This is a genomic window from Paenibacillus sp. TAF43_2, from assembly GCF_052113545.1.
In the GTDB taxonomy this organism is placed as follows: domain Bacteria; phylum Bacillota; class Bacilli; order Paenibacillales; family Paenibacillaceae; genus Pristimantibacillus.
In genome coordinates this window covers 1-19,484 of the sequence record NZ_JBFRDK010000070.1, presented here as the reverse complement: position 1 = coordinate 19,484, position 19,484 = coordinate 1, and the positions used below count along the sequence as shown (strand labels likewise).

At 44.3% G+C, this 19,484-nt stretch carries 20 protein-coding genes and 1 pseudogene; 4 read left to right on the top strand and 17 right to left on the bottom strand.

All coding sequences use genetic code 11. The features are described from left to right. Window positions 1-70: 70 nt before the first annotated feature. From AB4Z17_RS16425 to AB4Z17_RS16410, 4 genes are all read right to left on the bottom strand, one after another. Entirely contained in the window at window positions 71-676 is a 606-nt protein-coding gene (locus tag AB4Z17_RS16425) for a response regulator (RefSeq protein ID WP_441960889.1), read from the bottom strand. 62 nt (window positions 677-738) lie between these two features. Continuing rightward, window positions 739-1,350, bottom strand: a complete 612-nt coding sequence (locus tag AB4Z17_RS16420; RefSeq protein ID WP_441907554.1) for a DUF3298 domain-containing protein — start codon at window positions 1,348-1,350, stop codon at window positions 739-741. Between the two features lie 15 nt (window positions 1,351-1,365). Beyond that, window positions 1,366-1,878: a GNAT family N-acetyltransferase gene (locus tag AB4Z17_RS16415; protein WP_441960887.1), complete on the bottom strand. Its 513-nt coding sequence runs from the start codon at window positions 1,876-1,878 to the stop codon at window positions 1,366-1,368. Next, a complete protein-coding gene (locus tag AB4Z17_RS16410; protein WP_076265856.1) occupies window positions 1,875-2,600 on the bottom strand; it encodes a phosphonate ABC transporter ATP-binding protein in 726 nt (241 codons plus the stop codon). Before AB4Z17_RS16410 ends, AB4Z17_RS16415 begins: the two co-directional genes overlap by 4 nt. A gap of 158 nt (window positions 2,601-2,758) precedes the next feature. Here AB4Z17_RS16410 and AB4Z17_RS16405 point away from each other — a divergent pair, with 158 nt between their 5' ends. After that, window positions 2,759-2,983, top strand: a complete 225-nt coding sequence (locus AB4Z17_RS16405) for a hypothetical protein (RefSeq protein WP_076265855.1) — start codon at window positions 2,759-2,761, stop codon at window positions 2,981-2,983. A gap of 65 nt (window positions 2,984-3,048) precedes the next feature. Here the strand turns inward: AB4Z17_RS16405 and AB4Z17_RS16400 are convergent, their stop codons facing one another. Beyond that, complete coding sequence (locus AB4Z17_RS16400; RefSeq protein ID WP_179089726.1) at window positions 3,049-3,186, bottom strand: hypothetical protein; 138 nt, start codon at window positions 3,184-3,186, stop codon at window positions 3,049-3,051. 145 nt (window positions 3,187-3,331) lie between these two features. Between AB4Z17_RS16400 and AB4Z17_RS16395 the strand changes: the two genes are divergently transcribed. Then, on the top strand, window positions 3,332-4,066 hold the full coding sequence (locus tag AB4Z17_RS16395) for an HAD family hydrolase (RefSeq protein ID WP_441907551.1): 735 nt from the start codon (window positions 3,332-3,334) through the stop codon (window positions 4,064-4,066). Between the two features lie 85 nt (window positions 4,067-4,151). Here AB4Z17_RS16395 and AB4Z17_RS16390 read toward each other — a convergent pair whose 3' ends face one another. The 10 genes from AB4Z17_RS16390 to pdhA form a co-directional block, all read right to left on the bottom strand. After that, window positions 4,152-6,410 carry a DNA topoisomerase 3 gene (locus AB4Z17_RS16390; RefSeq protein ID WP_441960886.1) on the bottom strand — a complete coding sequence of 753 codons (2,259 nt, stop codon included), beginning with the start codon at window positions 6,408-6,410 and terminating at the stop codon, window positions 4,152-4,154. A 202-nt stretch (window positions 6,411-6,612) separates the two neighbouring features. Beyond that, window positions 6,613-7,773: a hypothetical protein gene (locus tag AB4Z17_RS16385; RefSeq protein ID WP_441960884.1), complete on the bottom strand. Its 1,161-nt coding sequence runs from the start codon at window positions 7,771-7,773 to the stop codon at window positions 6,613-6,615. A gap of 257 nt (window positions 7,774-8,030) precedes the next feature. After that, a complete protein-coding gene (locus AB4Z17_RS16380) occupies window positions 8,031-9,518 on the bottom strand; it encodes a glutamate synthase subunit beta (protein WP_441882407.1) in 1,488 nt (495 codons plus the stop codon). 245 nt (window positions 9,519-9,763) lie between these two features. After that, window positions 9,764-10,255: a dihydrofolate reductase gene (locus AB4Z17_RS16375; protein ID WP_441907547.1), complete on the bottom strand. Its 492-nt coding sequence runs from the start codon at window positions 10,253-10,255 to the stop codon at window positions 9,764-9,766. Window positions 10,256-10,297: 42 nt separating this feature from the next. Beyond that, window positions 10,298-11,254 carry a thymidylate synthase gene (locus AB4Z17_RS16370; protein WP_441960883.1) on the bottom strand — a complete coding sequence of 319 codons (957 nt, stop codon included), beginning with the start codon at window positions 11,252-11,254 and terminating at the stop codon, window positions 10,298-10,300. Between the two features lie 55 nt (window positions 11,255-11,309). Beyond that, on the bottom strand, window positions 11,310-11,795 hold the full coding sequence (locus AB4Z17_RS16365) for an acyl-CoA thioesterase (protein WP_441960882.1): 486 nt from the start codon (window positions 11,793-11,795) through the stop codon (window positions 11,310-11,312). 112 nt (window positions 11,796-11,907) lie between these two features. Next, window positions 11,908-13,323: a dihydrolipoyl dehydrogenase gene (lpdA, locus tag AB4Z17_RS16360; RefSeq protein ID WP_076265847.1), complete on the bottom strand. Its 1,416-nt coding sequence runs from the start codon at window positions 13,321-13,323 to the stop codon at window positions 11,908-11,910. Window positions 13,324-13,326: 3 nt separating this feature from the next. Then, window positions 13,327-14,658: a dihydrolipoamide acetyltransferase family protein gene (locus tag AB4Z17_RS16355; protein WP_441907544.1), complete on the bottom strand. Its 1,332-nt coding sequence runs from the start codon at window positions 14,656-14,658 to the stop codon at window positions 13,327-13,329. Window positions 14,659-14,672: 14 nt separating this feature from the next. After that, window positions 14,673-15,650: an alpha-ketoacid dehydrogenase subunit beta gene (locus tag AB4Z17_RS16350; protein ID WP_441907543.1), complete on the bottom strand. Its 978-nt coding sequence runs from the start codon at window positions 15,648-15,650 to the stop codon at window positions 14,673-14,675. Between the two features lie 20 nt (window positions 15,651-15,670). Continuing rightward, window positions 15,671-16,738: a pyruvate dehydrogenase (acetyl-transferring) E1 component subunit alpha gene (gene pdhA, locus AB4Z17_RS16345; protein ID WP_076265844.1), complete on the bottom strand. Its 1,068-nt coding sequence runs from the start codon at window positions 16,736-16,738 to the stop codon at window positions 15,671-15,673. Window positions 16,739-17,028: 290 nt separating this feature from the next. On the opposite strand from pdhA, the gene AB4Z17_RS16340 reads away from it, so the two are divergent. After that, entirely contained in the window at window positions 17,029-17,766 is a 738-nt protein-coding gene (locus AB4Z17_RS16340; RefSeq protein ID WP_441960879.1) for an alpha/beta hydrolase, read from the top strand. Window positions 17,767-17,827: 61 nt separating this feature from the next. On the opposite strand, the gene AB4Z17_RS16335 is transcribed toward AB4Z17_RS16340, so the two are convergent. Together AB4Z17_RS16335 and AB4Z17_RS16330 are read right to left on the bottom strand one after the other, a co-directional pair. Beyond that, on the bottom strand, window positions 17,828-18,325 hold the full coding sequence (locus AB4Z17_RS16335; protein ID WP_441960877.1) for a low molecular weight protein-tyrosine-phosphatase: 498 nt from the start codon (window positions 18,323-18,325) through the stop codon (window positions 17,828-17,830). After that, window positions 18,322-18,963 (bottom strand): trimeric intracellular cation channel family protein, encoded by a 642-nt coding sequence (locus AB4Z17_RS16330; protein WP_076265841.1) that lies wholly within the window; start codon window positions 18,961-18,963, stop codon window positions 18,322-18,324. Before AB4Z17_RS16330 ends, AB4Z17_RS16335 begins: the two co-directional genes overlap by 4 nt. A gap of 223 nt (window positions 18,964-19,186) precedes the next feature. Here AB4Z17_RS16330 and AB4Z17_RS16325 point away from each other — a divergent pair. Continuing rightward, window positions 19,187-19,484 (top strand): annotated as a pseudogene (locus AB4Z17_RS16325) (thiamine diphosphokinase); the annotation flags it as partial.

Below are 19,484 nucleotides of genomic sequence, written 5' to 3'. Positions count from 1 at the left end.
GGAAGAGTGATTAAAGCGCATAACAAAAACTCGCATCTATCTAGATGCGAGTCGATTGATTTCTTTTTTTTCACTCAGCTTGATTAGAACTTTGCTCCAGTATTCCATAAACGAGTGATTTGAGCTCTATGATATCAAAGGGCTTCGTAAAACAATGTGTAATGCCAAGCGCTAGCGCCTCTTCCATTATGTCTGGATCTGCATATGCCGTTATGAGAATGACAGGCACCTCTGGCGACAGCATTCTTATCCCGCGCAAAATTTCTATACCATCCATTTCGGGCATTTTCAAATCAAGCAGTACACAATTCGGCTTCTGCTTCTCGTAAATGTCCAAGGCGATACTGCCGCTTTCAGCTTCATAAACATCGATTCCCTTCGCAGCAAACAATTCAACAAGCATCATTCGAATTGCGGGCTGATCATCTACAACTAAAATCTTATAGAGCATATCTGCTGAATAAGGCATCGAGCTTATAGTTGCTTTCGCAGCTGCCTCAGCAAGGGGTTGATCTGCTATTCGATTCGTAGATATTGACGTAACTGTCGCGGATGGTAAAACAGGCGTCCTTTCGATGGAGCGTTGCTGCTCCTTTTCCATTTTTCGTTGGTGAAAGAAGACAAACGACACCGCGACAATTAATGCTGCTGCGAATAATATGAGAAAATATATCAATGCGTCGTCTCCTTATGTTCTTAGGCTGAATAACTGCTAAGAGAAAATGGTTTCATTCAGAATTAATCATTAACCAGCATCGGACCAAGTGGACCATCTTCATTAATGATATCTTGCAGTTCGTAGACGGATATTGGAAAATACAGAAATCCAAACACATAAGCCGCCAGCTCATATAGCTGGAAATAGACGACAAGTGAACGGTCCGCTACGTAATAGTCCTGGTCAGGTCTTATGGATTTGAAAGGCTCCAGCGTATCAATCTTTCTTGCCAAGATTTGTGCGCTTACGATAGCGCTTATCCGCGCCACATAATCCGACCCAGGCTTAAACAGCTGGGCCAGCGTATAGGTTTGTCCTGTCGATTGCTTAAAAGTCAGCGATTGCTGAAGCGTCAAGCCGTGAGCTCCACCAGTAAAGGCATAATTGAACAAGGAAAGACTAAGATAATCCTTTTGATTATTTTTCTGTTCAAAATAACCTAGCATCTGCGCTCTCGGATCATCAAGCGAACCTTGATTATGAACCATCTGCTGCACGGTATGATGAATCGTATGGTTGATCTTTTTATCTGCAGCTTCGCTTCTGCCTCCGCTCACATAAGGCAATGACAGCTCGGCTTTCGGAAAATCAGCTTTTGCCGTTTGGATAACGACTGGCGGTTGAAATGACATATGAAAGACACCTTCCTATTCGGTAAGATGCTCCATTGTATGCAATACACGTCTCATCTCATGCCAAACGATTCCGCCATGCGTAGAAGCGGACACCCCTCTACGCTCAAATTGCTCCGATTCGTAGAACGGAATCAAATGCTCCTCGCACATCAGTATAATGGTTTCAATCTGTGATAAACTACATTGTTCGATCAGCTTCCTCAGCAACAAAGTGCCGATTCCACGCCCGCGATAATGCGAATCAACTGCGATAGTAAGGATGCAAAAGTTGTTCCCCTCAAAAAAATCAGCTTGATTCCCCTTCATATCATCACCGCAATCAGTCTGTGAAGTACGAATGCCGTTTGTTATTCCAACTAATTGGTCGCCAAGCCAAGCTGACCAAAAAAATGAACGATAATGCTTATAGCGAAATTGAAACCCTGCCATGGTAGCAGCAGCTTCAGGAGAGTAGCATTTTTGTTCTAGCTTAATAGCAGCGTCGAGCTCAGCTTCTGTTATGAGCCGTAGTACGATCTCGTTCACAGGAGTGCCTTCTCGCGTTCAGTCAATCTTCTGCCGCTTACGTTAAGAACAAGTTTTCCGTCTTTCAAGCCGAGAATTTGATCAGCAAATCGCTCCGCCCAGTCCCCTTGATGCATAACAGCAATCACAATAACGCCTTGCTCCTTGCATAGCGCTTTCAAATCAGTTAGAACTTGATCCGCTGTATGGGGATCAAGTCCCGAAACCGGCTCGTCGGCTGCAATGACTTTAGCGCCATGAACGAGTGCTCTTGCAATAGCCATACGCTGCCGTTCGCCCCCGCTAAGAGTGCTCGCCTTCTGATGTGCTTTATCAAGCAGGCCGCGTTTTTCGATCATATCCATTGCACCCATATAATCATCATTACGTACCATCCCGGTCCATCTCCGCCAAGCAGGCGTTTGTGAAATTGAACCGATAATAACATTTTTTAATCCCGTCTTGTTCGGGAATAGAAAAGGTTTTTCTTCAACATAAGCAACCTCTCTGCGAACTTTAAGCTTGCCTTTGAATCCTTCTTTGAAAATATCTTTGCCATCAAATTGATAGGAGCCTTCACTCCACTTTTCTTGCAAGGCTAGGCACCGAAGAAGTGTGGACTTCCCGCTTCCGCTATCACCTTTAATGGCGATAAAGTCGCCGGGATAAGCCTCAAAGCTAATATCATCGAGCACCTTTGGCCCGCCGGGAATACGTCTGGATAAGTTCTTTACTTTGATCATTTTCCGCTCTCCTTCTGTTTGCAGCAACTGCTTCTATGAATCTAGTTTACGTTAAACAAAAAACAGTTTCCATACGAACAAATGTTTGGTATAATAAAAACAAGAACAAACGTTCTAATGATCGACGAATTCAACATTTTGAAGGAGGCCTGATCACCATGAATAACATCTGCGAAAATTTCCGATATGTAGAGAATGAACGTCCTGGACGCGACTTAACATTTAAGTTTTACGCCGATGGACGGCTTATTATCATCGATAATGTTGCAGAGGAGGTGATCACTCCCAAAGATTTAAAGGGCGCCAGCAAGGACTTCTACGTTCGCAGACGTATCGCCTTCATTAAGAATCAATTAAAAGCTTCACAGCTTAAATATGCATAACATGGATTAGAAGGAGAGCTGAAGCAATTCAAGCTCTCCTTCTGTGTTCATAAAAACTTGCTTCATTAAGGGAGCTGTTTGTTAATGCCGTTTAAGCTCGCAGGTCGCTTCGCGAATTTATCGGTTTTAAGCTTGCCTGACTGTCCACGCAAGGTAGAATGATTTTGACGAGATTCTCCATTGCCGTTTTTGTTGATAGCCATTGCAATCACCTCCACTATCATTATGCCGATATTATTGGATATGTATGTAAAAGCAGTTCCTCTCCTACACCCTACATTGACTCGACCCTGCCACTTGCGGTAGATTGATCATACAGTTTCAAGTTTTGCAAAGGAGATCGTATACATGAAGCAACAAATTATGTTTGACCTCGACGATACATTAATTCACTGCAATAAATACTTTTATTTGGTCATTGATCAATTTATTGATGCGATGACCACTTGGTTCGGCAGCTCTCCCCTCGTTTCAATACAAGCCATCCGAGACAAGCAAATGGAGATCGATATTGCCGGCGTAGCCGTATTCGGATTTAAAAGCGAGCATTTCCCACAATCGTTTGTTGATACTTACATTCACTTTTCTCATTTGACTGGTCGCAAGAGATCAACAAATGAAGAAAACTTTCTATGGAAGCTTGGCTTAAGTGTATATGAGCACGATACCGAGCCGTATCCAAATATGGAACAAACGTTGTTCTCACTAGCGGAGGCCGGCCATGAGCTTCATCTCTATACGGGGGGCGAGATGCCCATTCAACGTCGCAAGATTGAGAAATTAAACTTGGAGCGTTATTTCGATTCCCGCATCTACATTCGTCGTGTCAAAAATAGCGACGCATTAGAAACCATTTTGTCCAATGGTGTCTTCGATCGCAGCAGTACGTGGATGGTTGGCAACTCCATTCGAACGGATGTTGTGCCTGCATTAACAGCAGGTATTCACGCTATTCATATGCGTGCGATAACCGAATGGGAGTATAACATCATTCAGATTGAAGTGGAGCCAAAAGGCGCTTTTCTAACCTTGGATCATCTAAAGGATGTCCCGGACGCTATTCACGGGTACGTTAATCGATAATGAAATGACAATAACAAATAAACCCGAATTCGTCCCTTGATGCTTCTGACGAATTCGGGTTTTTGCTATGTGAGAAAAGTGGTCGCTACTGTTCGATTGCTAATTCTCCGGTATCTACATTTCTAAGCACTATTTTTCCTTCTCCAGGCGTACCATCCGGAAGCTCAAGCTTCAGCTTAGTCGTCTTCCCCTTCTCGACTAAAGCTTTCACCTGAGTATCCGTCAAATTCCTGCCAAAGCTTTCTTTCCATATAACGAATTTACAACCTTCCTTATAGTGAGAACAGCCATAGCCTTTGCGCCCCATAAAGATGGAACCGCCGCAGCCTGGCCTTGGACAAGTGGCAATAACAGTCGGGCAGCCTGATACAGTAGACGCAGCCGATGCCACTTTTTTTGCCGCTCCAGCCGTTTTAGTTGAGGCTGCACGGTTGCGAGTCGCTGTACCTGACTTCCCGCCAGTGCCTTTGCGGGAATCAGGAGCTTCACTCTCAAATGATGTTTTGGCCGCTCGTGATTGAACGCGAACCTTGTCCACGATCATCGTCGCGAATTTTTTTACATTTTCCATGAATTGTCCATCCGAAGCTGTTCCTCTGGATATCTCGTTCAATCGTCGCTCCCACAACCCCGTCATCTCAGGAGAGGTAAGCAAATCAATACCAGCACCACGAATCAGCTCAATAGCTGTTCTACCTTTTTGTGTAACTTGTATTTTTTTGCCCTGCATTTCCACATAACCAACGTTTTTCAGCCGCTCAATCGTAGCTGCGCGCGTAGCTGGTGTACCTAATCCTGAATCTTTCATTGCATCTCGGACATCCTCGTCCTCAATTTGTTTGCCTGCGCTCTCCATTGCTTTAAGCAGTGTGCCCTCCGTGTAATGCTTGGGAGGCTGTGTGTCCTTCTCTTTCACAATGGCATCCGAACAGATAATCCCTGCATCTGCTGATATGGAGAACGGCTCATTTACTTCAATTTCTTCGTCCTCTGCTTCTTCCTTATCCTTGCTTTTGGCTGAAGGCTTTGCCTTCTCCTTCTTCTGGTCAGCATAGATGACCTTCCATCCTAAGCTAAGAAGCTCCTTAACCGTCGTTTTGAACATTTCGTTTTCTACCTCAGTCAAGACGGTGTGTACCTTATATTCAGCAGCTGGATAAAATTGCGACAAAAACCTTCGCACGATCAAATCATACAGCTTTTGCTCATCAGGGCTAAGTCCATTTGCTTTACGATTCGTTGGCAAAATGGCATGGTGATCCTCAACCTTAGTCGGGTTGCAAATAAATTTATTTCCCTTATGCACAAGGCTCCGATTAGCCCCTTTGACGAGATCATCATAGGCTGTACCTTGAAGTGCATTCAACGTTTTGTGCATTTCAGGGATGTTCTGCTCAGTCACGTAATTTGAGTTTGTTCTCGGATAAGAAATAACTTTATGCTTCTCGTACAAAGCCTGTGCTGTATCCAACGTTTTTTTCGCAGAAAAAGCATATTTGCCATTGGCTTCCCGCTGCAAAAGAGTGAGATCGTATAGCTTAAACGGATACTCCTTCGTATCCTTAACTTCATAAGACGCAATTCGTCCCGCCTTGCCTTTAACCTTTGCCGCAACGGCCTCAACTTTTGCTTGATCTGTCATTCTCTCGGCCTGCCACATGCCGCGGTACGTCATTTCATCCTGTGTGAAGTGTCCTTCCAGTTCAAAAAATTTCAAAGAGGAGAATGCTTCAATTTGCTTCTGCCGATCATATATAAGGGCAAGCACTGGCGTCTGAACTCTGCCAACCGATAGCAGCACATTATGCTTCGTTGTAAAAGCACGTGAACCGTTCATGCCGATCAGCCAATCCGCCTCGCTTCTTGCTGTTGCCGCGCGGGTCAAATTCTCATATTCGGCGCCCTCTTTCAATTCCTCGAACCCTTTTCGAATCGTCTCTGGTGTAAGGTCTGAAATCCAGAGCCGCTTAACGGGTTGGTTTAACTTAAGATGACGCTGGATAAGGGAAAAAATATATTGCCCTTCTCGCCCGGCATCACAAGAGTTGACAAGTAAATTACTGCGTTTTGCCAGATCACCGATAACCTTAAGCTGATCGATTGTTTTTTTGTTCGGTACGAGCTTGAACTGTGTCGGTATAATGGGAAGATCATTAATATTCCACTTTTTGTAACGATCATCATAGGCATCAGGCTCTGCAAGACCGATTAAATGACCGATCGCCCATGTAATAATATAATGCTCGCCTTCTATGTAGGAACGGTGATTTTTTGCTTTAGGATCGATTGCGGCTGCTATATTTCGTCCCATATCAGGTTTTTCCGCAATGATTAGTGTCTTCAAAAGATTATCGCTCCTTCATTAAGCTTTTCGAAAGTCTAACGTCTATCGCTCTTCACAATTAGCTATAAACGTTTCGCACTGTACAGCCACTAGAACATTTTACAGATTTCCGCGCAAAAAAGAAATGTTTTTCCCCATATCAAGTTTGAAATTTCTCCATAGAAAAAAGCAAACCCAAGTGGGAGAGTTGTCCCAATTGGGTTCACGGAAGGTCTGTGTTAATAGCCGGCTTCTCCATATAGGCAATGATTTTGGCGAAAATCGAACGAACACCGTCCGACCACTTCGGGTCTTCCGCATACTTTCGATTAATCCATGTAAACGGATCTACTTCTGCCGGTCTATCCTTGCTTAAGTTAAATACGGTTCGCGCCGCAATTTCTGCCGATTGCTTAATATTGGTGTTAAAATCCTGCCAGCTATGAAAAACATTAAAAGGATTGTTGGCAATCTTTTTATGCTGCTTATTCGTTTTCGGTACAAACCCTTGCTCTTGTCCAGTTATAGCGAATAAGACGGCCGGATGAATATCGAAGGCTTGCGCTGCCGTTATAATCGCTCCAAAATAAGGCTCCTCAGCTAGTATGGATGATTTCGTCTTTAAAAATGAGATCAACCGCGCTTGATCAATTTCTTGATAACGAAGCTCGATAGGCAGCCCGTCTACAGGGACAACAATAGGTTGAACTTGGTTGATAACAACGGGTGGCTGCAGCTTGTTGTCAGACGGTAAATTTAAAGACCAGCCATACAATAAAGTAGCTGCAATTAATAGAATACTTAATGTGCTGTATATATAAGTTCTAGTACTAATCCTACGTGCTAATGCGTTGCTCCATTTCGTTGCAGGCAGTGAAATGACCTCTGCATGAGTTGAAGCTTGTGTGATTTTACGCGATTCAGCACCTTCAGTAATAAGCAATCCTCTCAGCTGCGTCAAAAGGCCATTCTCAGCCTCATTTGAAGCTACACCCGATTGCTCCCTGTTTAATACGAGCTCGTCCATTACACGCTGTATGAGAGGCTTCTTGCAGCTTATGAGCAGCTGCTCCTCCAGCCAATCATGGAACGGATCATATATTTCTGCTGAAGTTCGATCTAGCTCTAAGCAGGCTTGAAAAATATCTTCCGCTCTAACCGGTCTTTGCCGCTCCAAAACAGCTGTTCTAATGAGCATTTCTGTGACGGAGCGTTTAACGCTGGTCTCGAAATTCGGTAATTGCTTATGTATTATGCGTTTGACCGCATCCGCTACAATTTCTGCTCGTTTTTCCCCAGGCAGCGCAGCGTATTTGTGTTGTACATAACTTCGAATATTTCGAACGTCTGTTGGTGACAAAACATATGCTTCATCGGCTGCCATGACGAATCGCCCCTTCGCGTCATCTCAAACCGATTTTACCACAAGTTTCCTTAGGACAGTGAGCTTAGTTTTTGAATTTCGTCTTGAATGTGCGCGGCTGCAGTTTAAATGCTGTTATTTGTTCCTTCTCGTTAACCGTAAATTGATATTCACAATCACAGCCTTTATCATGCGGGACAGTATTGATCCCATACTCAGCAAGAAAAGCGCCCTAAGGCGCTTCTCATTCATCAAATTTATTATCTCACGTCCAATATTTAAGGAAGCATCGATGATCCCATCAAATATTTATCCACTTCACGTGCGGCCTCGCGACCTTCATTAATCGCCCAAACCACTAAGCTTTGACCACGGCGCATATCGCCTGCAGCAAATACTTTATCCACATTAGTGTTGTATTTGCCATAAGTCGCTTTTACGTTTGTACGACGGTCTTGTGCAAGACCAAGCTGCTCAATCAGCGTCGTTTCAGGGCCTTCAAAACCTACTGCAATAAATACAAGATCTGCAGGCCATACTTTTTCTGTTCCTGGAATTTCACTATATATTTTACGTCCAGTCTCATCAACCGTACGTTCAATTTGAACAGTATGAAGCTCTTTAAGGTTTCCATTGCCATCGCCAACAAATTTCTTCGTTAGTACAGAAAACGCTCGAGGATCTTCGCCAAATAGTGCTTTTGCTTCCTCATGTGCATAATCAAGCGTGTACACATTCGGGAATTGCGGCCATGGATTTTTATCGTTGTCTCGCACTAGCGGCGCTTTCGCATGTGTGCCGAATTGCGTAACCGACTTACAACCGTGACGCAGTGCAGTAGCCACGCAGTCCGATCCAGTATCTCCGCCGCCAATAACGATAACGTCCTTGTCTTTCGCGGAAATATAGTTTCCATCTTCAAGATTCGAATCCAAATAGCTCTTAATTGTGCCATTCAAGTAATCCATTGCCATGTGAACACCGTTCAAATCGCGGCCTTCCATTTCAACGTCGCGAGCTCTTGTCGAGCCTCCGCATAGAACGACTGCGTCAAAGCTATTAACAAGCTCAGAAGCTGTAATATCTTTGCCGATCTCTGTATTCGTTACAAACTCAACGCCTTCTGCTGCCATAATATCAACACGGCGCTGAACCACATGTTTCTCAAGCTTCATTGTAGGAATACCATAGGTTAGCAAGCCGCCGATGCGATCTGCGCGCTCATATACGGTTACGGTATGTCCTGCTTTATTCAGTTGTGCAGCAGTTGCCATTCCAGCAGGGCCTGAGCCTACCACGGCAATTCGTTTACCTGTGCGGACTTTTGGCGGTTGTGGAACAACCCAGCCCTCTTCAAACCCGCGATCAATGATTGCTTGTTCGATCGTTTTAATCGTTACAGCATCGCCTATTAAACCAACCGTACAAGATCCCTCACACGGTGCTGGACAAACGCGGCCAGTGAATTCAGGGAAATTATTCGTTTTATGCAGACGGTCTAGCGCTTCACGCCATAACCCGCGATAAATCAAATTATTCCATTCTGGAATGAGATTGTTTACAGGGCAGCCTGAAACCGAACCTGCCAGTTCAATGCCAGTGTGGCAATATGGTGTACCACAGTCCATGCAGCGAGCGCCTTGTGTTTTTAACTGCTCATCCGAAAAATGCTTATGAAACTCTTGCCAGTCTTTGATACGCTCTAGCGGGTCGCGATCGGCCGGCAATTCGCGCTGAAATTCCATAAAACCAGTAGGTGTAGACATGATCGCATTTCCTCCATCCATATTTCCCGTTAACACTGCTTAGATTCTCTTTAAAACTATATCGGGAATTCTTAAAATATTCAATAACGAACTTTCTGCGAAAACGAATATTTTGTCTAAAGCACTCGTTTACTATTTTACAACATCCTAGCATTCAAGTACTTATGAAGGTAATGGATTATGCGTACAATCATTTGCACTTTCTGACATATCGTTCGTCAAACGTTCGGTTTTACCTTAAAAAGCTATACTTCCGACCGAATAAACGTTTGAAACGTGAAAGCATACTTGTTTTTTTCATCACTATCTCTGCTCTCGCTTTCCACAAGCTTCCACTGCGAATCAGAGAATGCAGGAAAAAATGCATCTCCGCCTTCAATATCTGCTTCCACTTTTGTAAGCAAAATTTTATTAGCGAAGGGCAGGAACTGCTCGTAAATATCAGCACCGCCTATCACAACAAGCTCTTCAGCTGTATATAATTCTAGCGCTTCTTTAATCGAATGTACGATTTCACAGCCCTCAGGGTGGAAATCCGTTTGACGTGTCAATACAACATTTCTACGATCAACCAATGGCTTAGGCAGGGATTCAAACGTCTTACGGCCCATGAGTACCGTTTTACCAATCGTCATCTTCTTGAAAAAAGCCATTTCTGCTGGCAAACGCCATGGCAGCTTGTTTCCTATTCCTATAGTTCTATTGCGATCCATAGCGGCAATCAAAGTTATATTCATAATGGTTAACTCCTTTCTTAATTTATTAAAATGAATATGAATTTACACAGCTACCGGAGCTTTAATCGTTGGATGCGGGTTATAATCCGCAATGGATAAATCCTCAACTGCAAAGTCGAAGATTGATTTTTTGTCTGCGTTTAATTTTAACTGAGGGAGCGGTCTAGACTCTCTGCTTAGCTGAAGCTCGATTTGCTCCAAATGATTCGTGTAAATGTGGGCATCTCCAAGCGTATGAATGAATTCTCCCACTTCAAGCCCGCATTCGTGTGCAATCATATGGGTCAATAAGGCATAACTTGCGATGTTAAATGGTATGCCTAGGAAAATGTCAGCGCTTCGCTGATAAAGCTGGCATGAAAGCTTGCCGTTTGTTACATAGAATTGGAACATGGTGTGGCAAGGAGGCAGTGCCATGCTCGGTACGTCTTCTGGATTCCAAGCGGAGACGATCAGTCTTCTCGAATCCGGGTTTTTCTTAATCGTCGCAATGACATCCTTAAGCTGATCAATCGCATCCCCTTGCGTCGTCTTCCACTCTCTCCACTGCTTGCCATATACGTTGCCGAGCTCGCCGAATTCAGCGGCAAACTGGTCATCCGTTAAGATGTGCTGCTTAAAGAGATCCATTTGCTCAACATACACTTTAGAGAATTCAGCATCCGTTTGCGACCGAAGACCAAAATTCGTCATGTCAGGGCCCGTGTAGGATGCGCTCTCCACCCATCTCTTAAACGCCCATTCATTCCAAATATTATTATTATGCTGCAGCAGATAACGAATGTTTGTATCTCCTTGAATAAACCAAATCAACTCACTGGCAATTAATTTGAATGGCACACGTTTAGTTGTAAGCATCGGAAAACCTTCGCTAAGATCAAAACGCATTTGATAGCCAAAGGTAGAGATCGTTCCAGTCCCCGTTCGATCTTCTTTTTTTGTTCCATGTTCTAAAACATATTTTAACAACTGCAGGTAGGTTTGTTCGCTTTTGCTCATTTAGACATTGCTCCCTATCATGAAAAAAATCAGAAAAATAACAATAATTATATCATCAACCAGGGTTTCTGTCCTGTTTTCGTTTCTTTCTCAGCGCATGCCTCTCAGGAGCGGAAAGATGCAGCTTTATCTCCTCTTCTGTCTCTGGGACGACCGTTGGGACAATAGTAGGTTTGCCATTACCATCAATTGCAACAAAAGTGAAAAAAGCAGTAACTGTCGTTTTGCGCTCACCGGTGAACAAATTTTCGGAATGAACGGACACGAACACTTCCATCGAGCTGCGATTTGTCCACGAAACAAAGGCTTCAACCTCAATAACTTCTCCGACCCGAATCGGCGCCAAGAAATCAAGACTGTCCGTTGATGCGGTTACAGCTTGCATCCGTGCATGTCTCATGGCTGAGATCGCAGCAACCTTATCCATGTACTCCATCAGCTTTCCGCCAAACATCGTATCAAAATGATTCGTATCCAAAGGAAAGATCAGCTGCGTCATAATTGTGCGTGATTCTCTAGCCATTTTCGTTAATTGTTCCATGCTCGTGTACGCCTCCTATTTGTTGGATTAAAGCTCTTGAAGCGCAAAGAGGCCCCGCCGGCTGGAGAGCCGCGTGACCTCTGTTGTCGCAAAACGATAGCATTATTGCGATTTATTTAATGAAAGTGTGGATCGGGTGGCCAAGTGCAACCTCGGCTGCATCAAGCACGATTTCACCAAGTGTAGGATGCGCGTGAATTGTAAGTGCGATATCCTCAAGAGTTGCGCCCATTTCGATAGCCAAAGCAAGCTCAGCAATCATATTGGAAGCCTCAATACCGATGATTTGCGCACCAAGCACAAGACCGGAATCTGCATCGGATACGAGTTTAACAAAGCCTTCATTTGCATTAAGCGACATCGCGCGTCCATTGATTGCGAACGGGAATTTGCCAACTTTTACATTATGACCTTTGTCTTTTGCTTCCTTCTCACTGAAACCAACGCTTGCGCATTCTGGATCAGAGAAGCAAACTGCTGGTACACATTTGTAGTCAATTACACTGGATTGACCCGAAATGGCTTCAGCTGCGATACGGCCTTCGTACATTGCTTTGTGCGCAAGCGCAGGTCCAGCAATGATATCGCCAATCGCATAAATATGAGGAATGTTAGTGCGGCATTGCTCATCAACTTCAACTAGTCCACGATCGGACAGCTTCACGTTAATAAGGTCAAGACCTAGCTCACCATCCGTATTTGGACGACGTCCAACCGTTACGAGCAGGTAATCCGCAGTTACTTTCTCTTCTTTATCGCCAACTGTATAAGTTACAGTAACATCTTTATCTGTTTGCTCAGCACCTTTTGCTTGTGCGCCAGTAATGATATCCACATTCGTGCTTTTTAGTTTCTTCGCAACGATGTTGGACATATCTTTGTCAAAGCCCGGCAAAATTGCATCGGAGCCTTCAATTACTGTAACTTTTGTGCCGAATTTGGAGTACATTTGACCAAGCTCGATACCGATATAGCCGCCGCCGATAACGACAAGGCTCTTCGGAATTTCTGGCAAGGACAATGCGCCTGTTGAAGATACGATACGGCCAGTGAAAGGGAAAGCTTTTAGTTCAATTGGACGTGATCCTGTAGCGATAATGCAGTTTTTGAAACGGTAGCGAGGCGCTTCTTGATCGTTGAATACACGCGCTTCGTTTTCGTTAATAAACATAACTTCGCCTTGGAAATATTGGACTTTGTTTGCTTTCAGAAGAGAAGCAACGCCGCCTGTCAATTTTTTCACGATGCCGTTTTTGAACTCTTGCACTTTAGTAAAGTCAACCTTAGCTTCTCCAACTTCGATACCGAATGCGGAAGCGTGACTGATTGATTCATATTGATGTGAAGCGGAAATAAGTGCTTTCGATGGAATACAGCCCACATTCAAGCATACGCCGCCTACATGTTCTTTATCCACGATGAGTACGTTTTGACCAAGTTGAGCAGCACGGATCGCTGCTACATAACCGCCTGGGCCCGCACCAATAATTAGAGTGTCAATATCTAGGGAAGCATCACCAACAACCATGTCTTATACCTCCATTATGAACAGTTCTGGTTGACCCAGAAGTGTTTTGATGTAATTCATAAAGTTTTGAGCTGTAGCRCCGTCGATAAGACGGTGATCGAAGCTAAGTGAAAGAGCCATTACAGGAGCAGCTACGATTTCACCACCCCGAACAATTGCTTTTTCAGTAATTCTACCTGTTCCAAGAATTGCAACTTCTGGGAAGTTGATAACTGGAGTGAAGAACATACCGCCAGCGGAACCAATGTTGGAAATCGAGATTGTGCTGCCTTTAAGCTCGTTAGCAGCAAGTTTTCCGTCGCGGCCGCGAGCAGCTAGATCACGGATCGAATCAGCAATTTTGAATAGGTTTTTACGATCTGCATCTTCAATAACGGGCACGATTAGGCCGTTGTCTGTATCTGTAGCGATACCGATATTGTAGAATTTGCGAAGAACGATTTCTTGATTAGCTTCATCAAGCGTTGCGTTCAAGATCGGGAACTCACGGCATGCTGCCACAAGAGCTTTCACGATGAACGGCAAGTACGTAAGCTTGGAGCCTTTTTTCTCAGCATAAGGCTTATATTTAGCACGAAGTGCTACGAGCTCCGTTACATCAACTTCATCCATGATTGTAACGTGTGGAGCTGTATAAACCGATTTCGACATTGCGTTAGCAATGATTTTGCGAATACCTTTGAATGGTACGCGCTCTTCCGGACGGTACGGTGTTCCAGCCGATACTGCAGCAGGTTTAGCTTCGCCAGCACCTTTAGCTGCAACTTCTGCGTTGCTTGTTTGTTCAGCTGCAGGAGCAGATGCATCTGTAGCCGCAACAGCAGGAGCGCCGCCAAAACCAGTTACGTCATCACGAGTGATACGTCCGTTTTTGCCAGTTCCGCCTACTTGTGTTAGGTCTACGCCTTGCTCGCGTGCAAATTTACGAACGCTAGGTGTTGCTAGTACAAGACCGCCAGTTGCTTTAGGAGCAGCTGCTGCTTGTGCTGCAGGAGCTTCTGCTTTAGGCGCCTCAACTGCTGGTGCCGCCGCTGCAGGAGCTTCTGCTTTAGGTGCTTCAGCTGCTGCTGGTTCAGCTTGCTCTGGCAATTCGCCTTCTGCATCAATAATTGCAACAACCTCGCCAATGTGGCAAACTTGTCCGTCTTTTACGAGTACTTCGAGTACTTTACCATTTACTGGGCAAGGCACTTCGACGATCGCTTTATCGTTTTGAACTTCCATAATAATGTCATCATCTGTAACCGTGTCTCCGACTTTGATATGCACTTTAATGATTTCGCCTTCGTGCAAACCTTCGCCGAGCTCTGGGAAACGATATTCGAATTTAGCCACCGCTTTAACCTCCTTTAAAAGTTCAGTACTTTGTTAACCGCTGCAGAAATACGAGCTACCGTAGGAAGCCACGCATCCTCAACTAGAGCAAACGGATATACAGTATCCGGACCAGCAACACGCAGTACTGGAGCTTCTAAGTGCAGAATTGCTTTTTCATTGATTTGTGCAATGATCTCTGCTGCTGCGCCAGAAGTTTTTTGTGCTTCTTGAACGACAATAGCACGGTTTGTTTTCTTAATTGAAGCAACGATTGTATCGATATCAAGCGGAAGCAGTGTGCGAAGATCGATAACTTCTACACTCACGCCTGTTTTTTCAAGTTCTTCTGCTGCTTTGACAGCTGTGTGAACCATAAGACCATAAGAAATGATCGTTACGTCACTGCCTTCGCGAACAACATTTGCTTTGCCGATCTCAACTGTATATTCACCTTCAGGAACTTCAGCCTTGAACGCACGGTACAAGTTCAAGTGCTCCATGAAAAATACAGGGTCATTATCACGGATTGCAGAAATCATCAAGCCTTTTGCATCATAAGGGTTTGAAGGAATAACTACCTTGATACCCGGTGTTTGAATAGCAAGACCTTCTAGGGAATCCGTATGCAGCTCAGCCGCTTTAACGCCGCCGCCAAAAGGTGTACGGAATACGATTGGTGAGTTGTAGCGACCGCCAGAGCGGTAACGCATACGAGCAGCTTGGACAAACATTTGGTCAAGCGCTTCATAAATAAAACCTACGAATTGAATTTCAGCGATTGGACGAAAGCCTTGCAAGCCCATACCAACTGCCATACCTGCAAGAGCTGACTCAGCAAGAGGCGTATCAAATACGCGTTCTTCACCAAACTCATCCTGCAAACCTTCTGTCACACGGAATACTCCGCCGACTTTACCTACGTCCTCACCAAAGATGACAACGTTCGAATCACGTTTAAGTTCTACGCGCATCGCATCGCGAATTGCTTCCAACATATTCATTTGAGCCATGATCGTCTGATCCTCCTCTTCTATTGAAAATCGTCCTTTTGCTCTTCCAAGTATTGCGGTGTTGTTTCGAACATGCTATCGATCAAGCCTGCTACAGTCATTTTTTCAACTGCTTCAGCTTTTTTGATGTGCTCAGTTACTGTTGCTTTTGCTTCATCTTTCACACGGTTTGTGTCTTCTTCAGTCCACAAGCCTTTTTTCTCTAGATATTTACCGAAACGAACAAGCGGATCTTTTAAAGCCCATTCTGCTTCTTCATCTTTTGTACGGTATTTAGTCGTATCATCCGCCAAGGAATGCGGACGGAAACGGTAAGTTAGAAGCTCAATCAAAGTAGCGCCTTCGCCATTTCGGCCGCGCTCTGCTGCTTCTTGAACAGCTTTGATAACAGCTAGTACGTCCATACCATCCACTTGAACACCTTTGATACCAGCAGCAACAGCTTTATGTGCAACAGACAAAGCGCCTGTTTGCTTGGAGTAAGGTGTTGTAATAGCATAGCCGTTGTTTTGTACAACATAAATGACAGGCAGCTTATAAGCGCCTGCGAAGTTCATGCCTTCGTAGAAGTCGCCTTCTGACGAACCGCCGTCGCCTGTATAAGTGATAGCTACACGTTTTTCATTCTTTTTCTTAAATGCCATTGCTACGCCAGTTGCGTGCAATACTTGTGCGCCAATAATGATTTGAGGCATTAGAACATGTACATCCTCAGGAATTTGACCACCTTGTTGGTGTCCGCGAGAGTATAGGAAAGCTTGGTATAATGGCAAACCATGCCATACAAGCTGTGGCATATCACGGTATCCTGGGCAAATGAAATCATCTTTGTTTAGCGCGTATTCGCTGCCAATCATTGATGCTTCTTGACCTGATACTGGAGCGTAAAAGCCAAGTCTTCCTTGACGGCCTAAATTAACAGCACGCTCATCCCATGTACGAGTAAATACCATGCGGTACATAACTTCTTTTAATTGATCATCAGACAAAGCCGGCAATAAGTCCGGGTTAACAACTTCCCCGTCGAGTGACAAGACAGATAGCGGAGTTACCGGTTCCGTTTGAACTTCGTATGGCAATTTGCTCATTTTGATCGCTCACCTCAATCGAAATATTTGAAAATCGTTTACCTCTGTTATAGAATTATTATAAACCTGTTTAATGAAAATGGTCAAAGCAAAAAACATAAAAACCGTTGTTTTTTCGCTGATTCTCATCATTCTTTTAAGAAATTGTATATGCTACAGACTTTATTTATTAGTATAACAGCATAATACAACAAGACAGAAATAGATGTGATTCCTTTGATTGTCTTTCTATTGTTTACCCACAACAGATGTTTTCCATTCAATAAATTAAGCCGATAGGAGAGAAAGAAATGACAGATGAGCGATATTTGAAGAGAACAATAGTAAAGGAAACCGTGCCAAGCCGATATTTGGCTGAACAAAGCCGCAATTTGCGTATCTTTTTGCCGCCAGGTTATAACGAGGTGCTTAGCTACCCTGTCGTCTATTGCCAGGATGGCGAAGATTTTTTCAACTTTGGGCGAATTGCTACTACAGCGACGCGATTGATTTTGGATGAGGGACTTGAGCCCTTCATTATTGTAGGTGTTGATGTCGACAAAAAGCAGCGCACGGAGGAATACACGCCAGATGGCAATCGGCACGAGGCATACATTCGGTTTTTCGCGGAAGAGCTCATTCCGTTTGTTGAGGAGCGTTATGCGGTAAGACAAGACCCAGAGCATCGATTATTGGCAGGCGATTCGCTCGGCGGCTCCGTTTCCTTGCATCTAGCTCTCTCCTACCCGCAGCTATTTACACGAGTTATGTCATTATCAGGAGCTTTTTATGGCGTATCCCTAAATATTATTTCCGCAGCAGGAGACCTTAGCTGGCTCAATATTTATATGATTGTTGGTCTGCAAGAGGATGCCTATGAAACGGACCGTGGCGTATTTGATTTTGTAGCTTTGAATCGCAATGCCAAGGCGCTGCTCGAACTCAATCAAGCTACTGTCTTCTATGAAGAAAAAGACGGCAAGCATCAATGGGGTTTTTGGCAAAAAGAGCTTGATAAAGCTCTCGCCTATTTCATTGAGGTTGAATAATTAAAAGCAAAGCTGTCCAGCAGGCTCCTTACGGAACTGTTGGACAGCTTTTTTAATGAATTTATTCATTTAATTGCAAATCTGCTTTTACCCGTTTGAGAAGCTCCTTGCATCCGCTGTCGACTAACTCATAAACGAACGGAAAATTGTTTTCATAATAAGGATCAGGCACATCGGCTATTCCTTTTGCAGGCAGCAGCTCCATAAAAGTAAACAATCGCTTGGATTCCTCTGCTGTAGCTTTACCTTCTCCAAAAAACAGCTTGCGAACATCTCGTAAGTTGTTTGTGTCCATACATACGATATAATCAAACGTGTTGTAGTCATCAGGCGTAACTAATCGAGCTTTCATACCTTGATGTGAAATTTGATGCTGATCCAGTTGATCCCTTGTGCCCTCATGCGGCGGATGACCCAAATGCCAGTCACCGGTTCCTGCGGAATCAACCATAATTTGATCTGTCAATTTTGCTTGCTCTACCTGATGGCGCATAACAGCTTCAGCCATTGGGGACCTGCATATGTTTCCGAGACAAACAAATAAAATGCGAGCTTTCATGATATTCCTCTTTTCTGCTGTTCATTAGAAGTATGAATATGTAACGTGCGTCTTGGCAGCTTCCACTTGAAATAGACAGATAGCATGCGGAAGCTAATAATAATAACGAATAAAACCAAGAGCTCCAAGGTTGATTTTATCCAACCTAGTCCAATCGCGAGACCTGCAAGCATGGCCCATACGGCATAAATTTCATCTTTTAGCACAAGCGGCTTGCGGCCTGCCAGCACATCGCGAATGATACCGCCGCCAATCCCTGTCAGCATGGCAGCCACAAGGACCGCACTGAGCGGATGCTTCATTTGCGTCGCATACAGCGCTCCTTGAATAGCAAAGGCTGATAACCCAATCGCGTCAAAAAACGCCTCGCTCCGCCGCCAGCGCTGAATCCAGTCAACAGGCAATAGAAAAGCAATCGTCATGGCAATGATAGCTATTTTGAGCAGGTATCCTTGATTCCAAAGCGATGTAACTGGCATACCTATCAACAGATTACGCACGACACCGCCGCCAAATGCTGTGACAAGTCCAAGCACGAACACACCTAGTATATCGTATTCTTCCTCCATAGCGACAATCGCTCCGCTGACTGCAAAGGCAATTGTTCCGATAATGCTAAAAATACCAAAAATGTCCATACTCACAGCAAATGCTCCTCGCTTCCCGTACATGAACCGATCAATGCACCTTGACTTTCAATCATCATTTTAGCTGGGAGGATGTGGATACGCAACGACAAATTTCGTGAATTTCATCCGTTTAGCCATACAGTTATTCCACTCCTCTAGTTTTTATAGAACAAAAGGCATTATACTGGAGTGAATTACATTAGATGTCGCCAAAAAGAAAGGAAAATTCATCATGCATCCTCGCATCGTCATATGCACGGGCGGCCAGCTTGGCGCCTGGGCACTTGCACATATAAAGCCCGATGATCTGCTGATTGGAGCAGACAGCGGCGCTCGCTTCCTCATTAAGAACGGACGACGACCAGATATTTCGATCGGAGACTTTGATTCCGTATCAGAAGAAGATTTGTTAGAAATTCGAAAAAATAGCGGTCAAACGATAGCTTGTGACCCCATCGACAAAAACTACACCGATACGGAAATGGCCATACGTCTCGCTTTGGACTTGCAGCCTACTGAAATCATTTTAC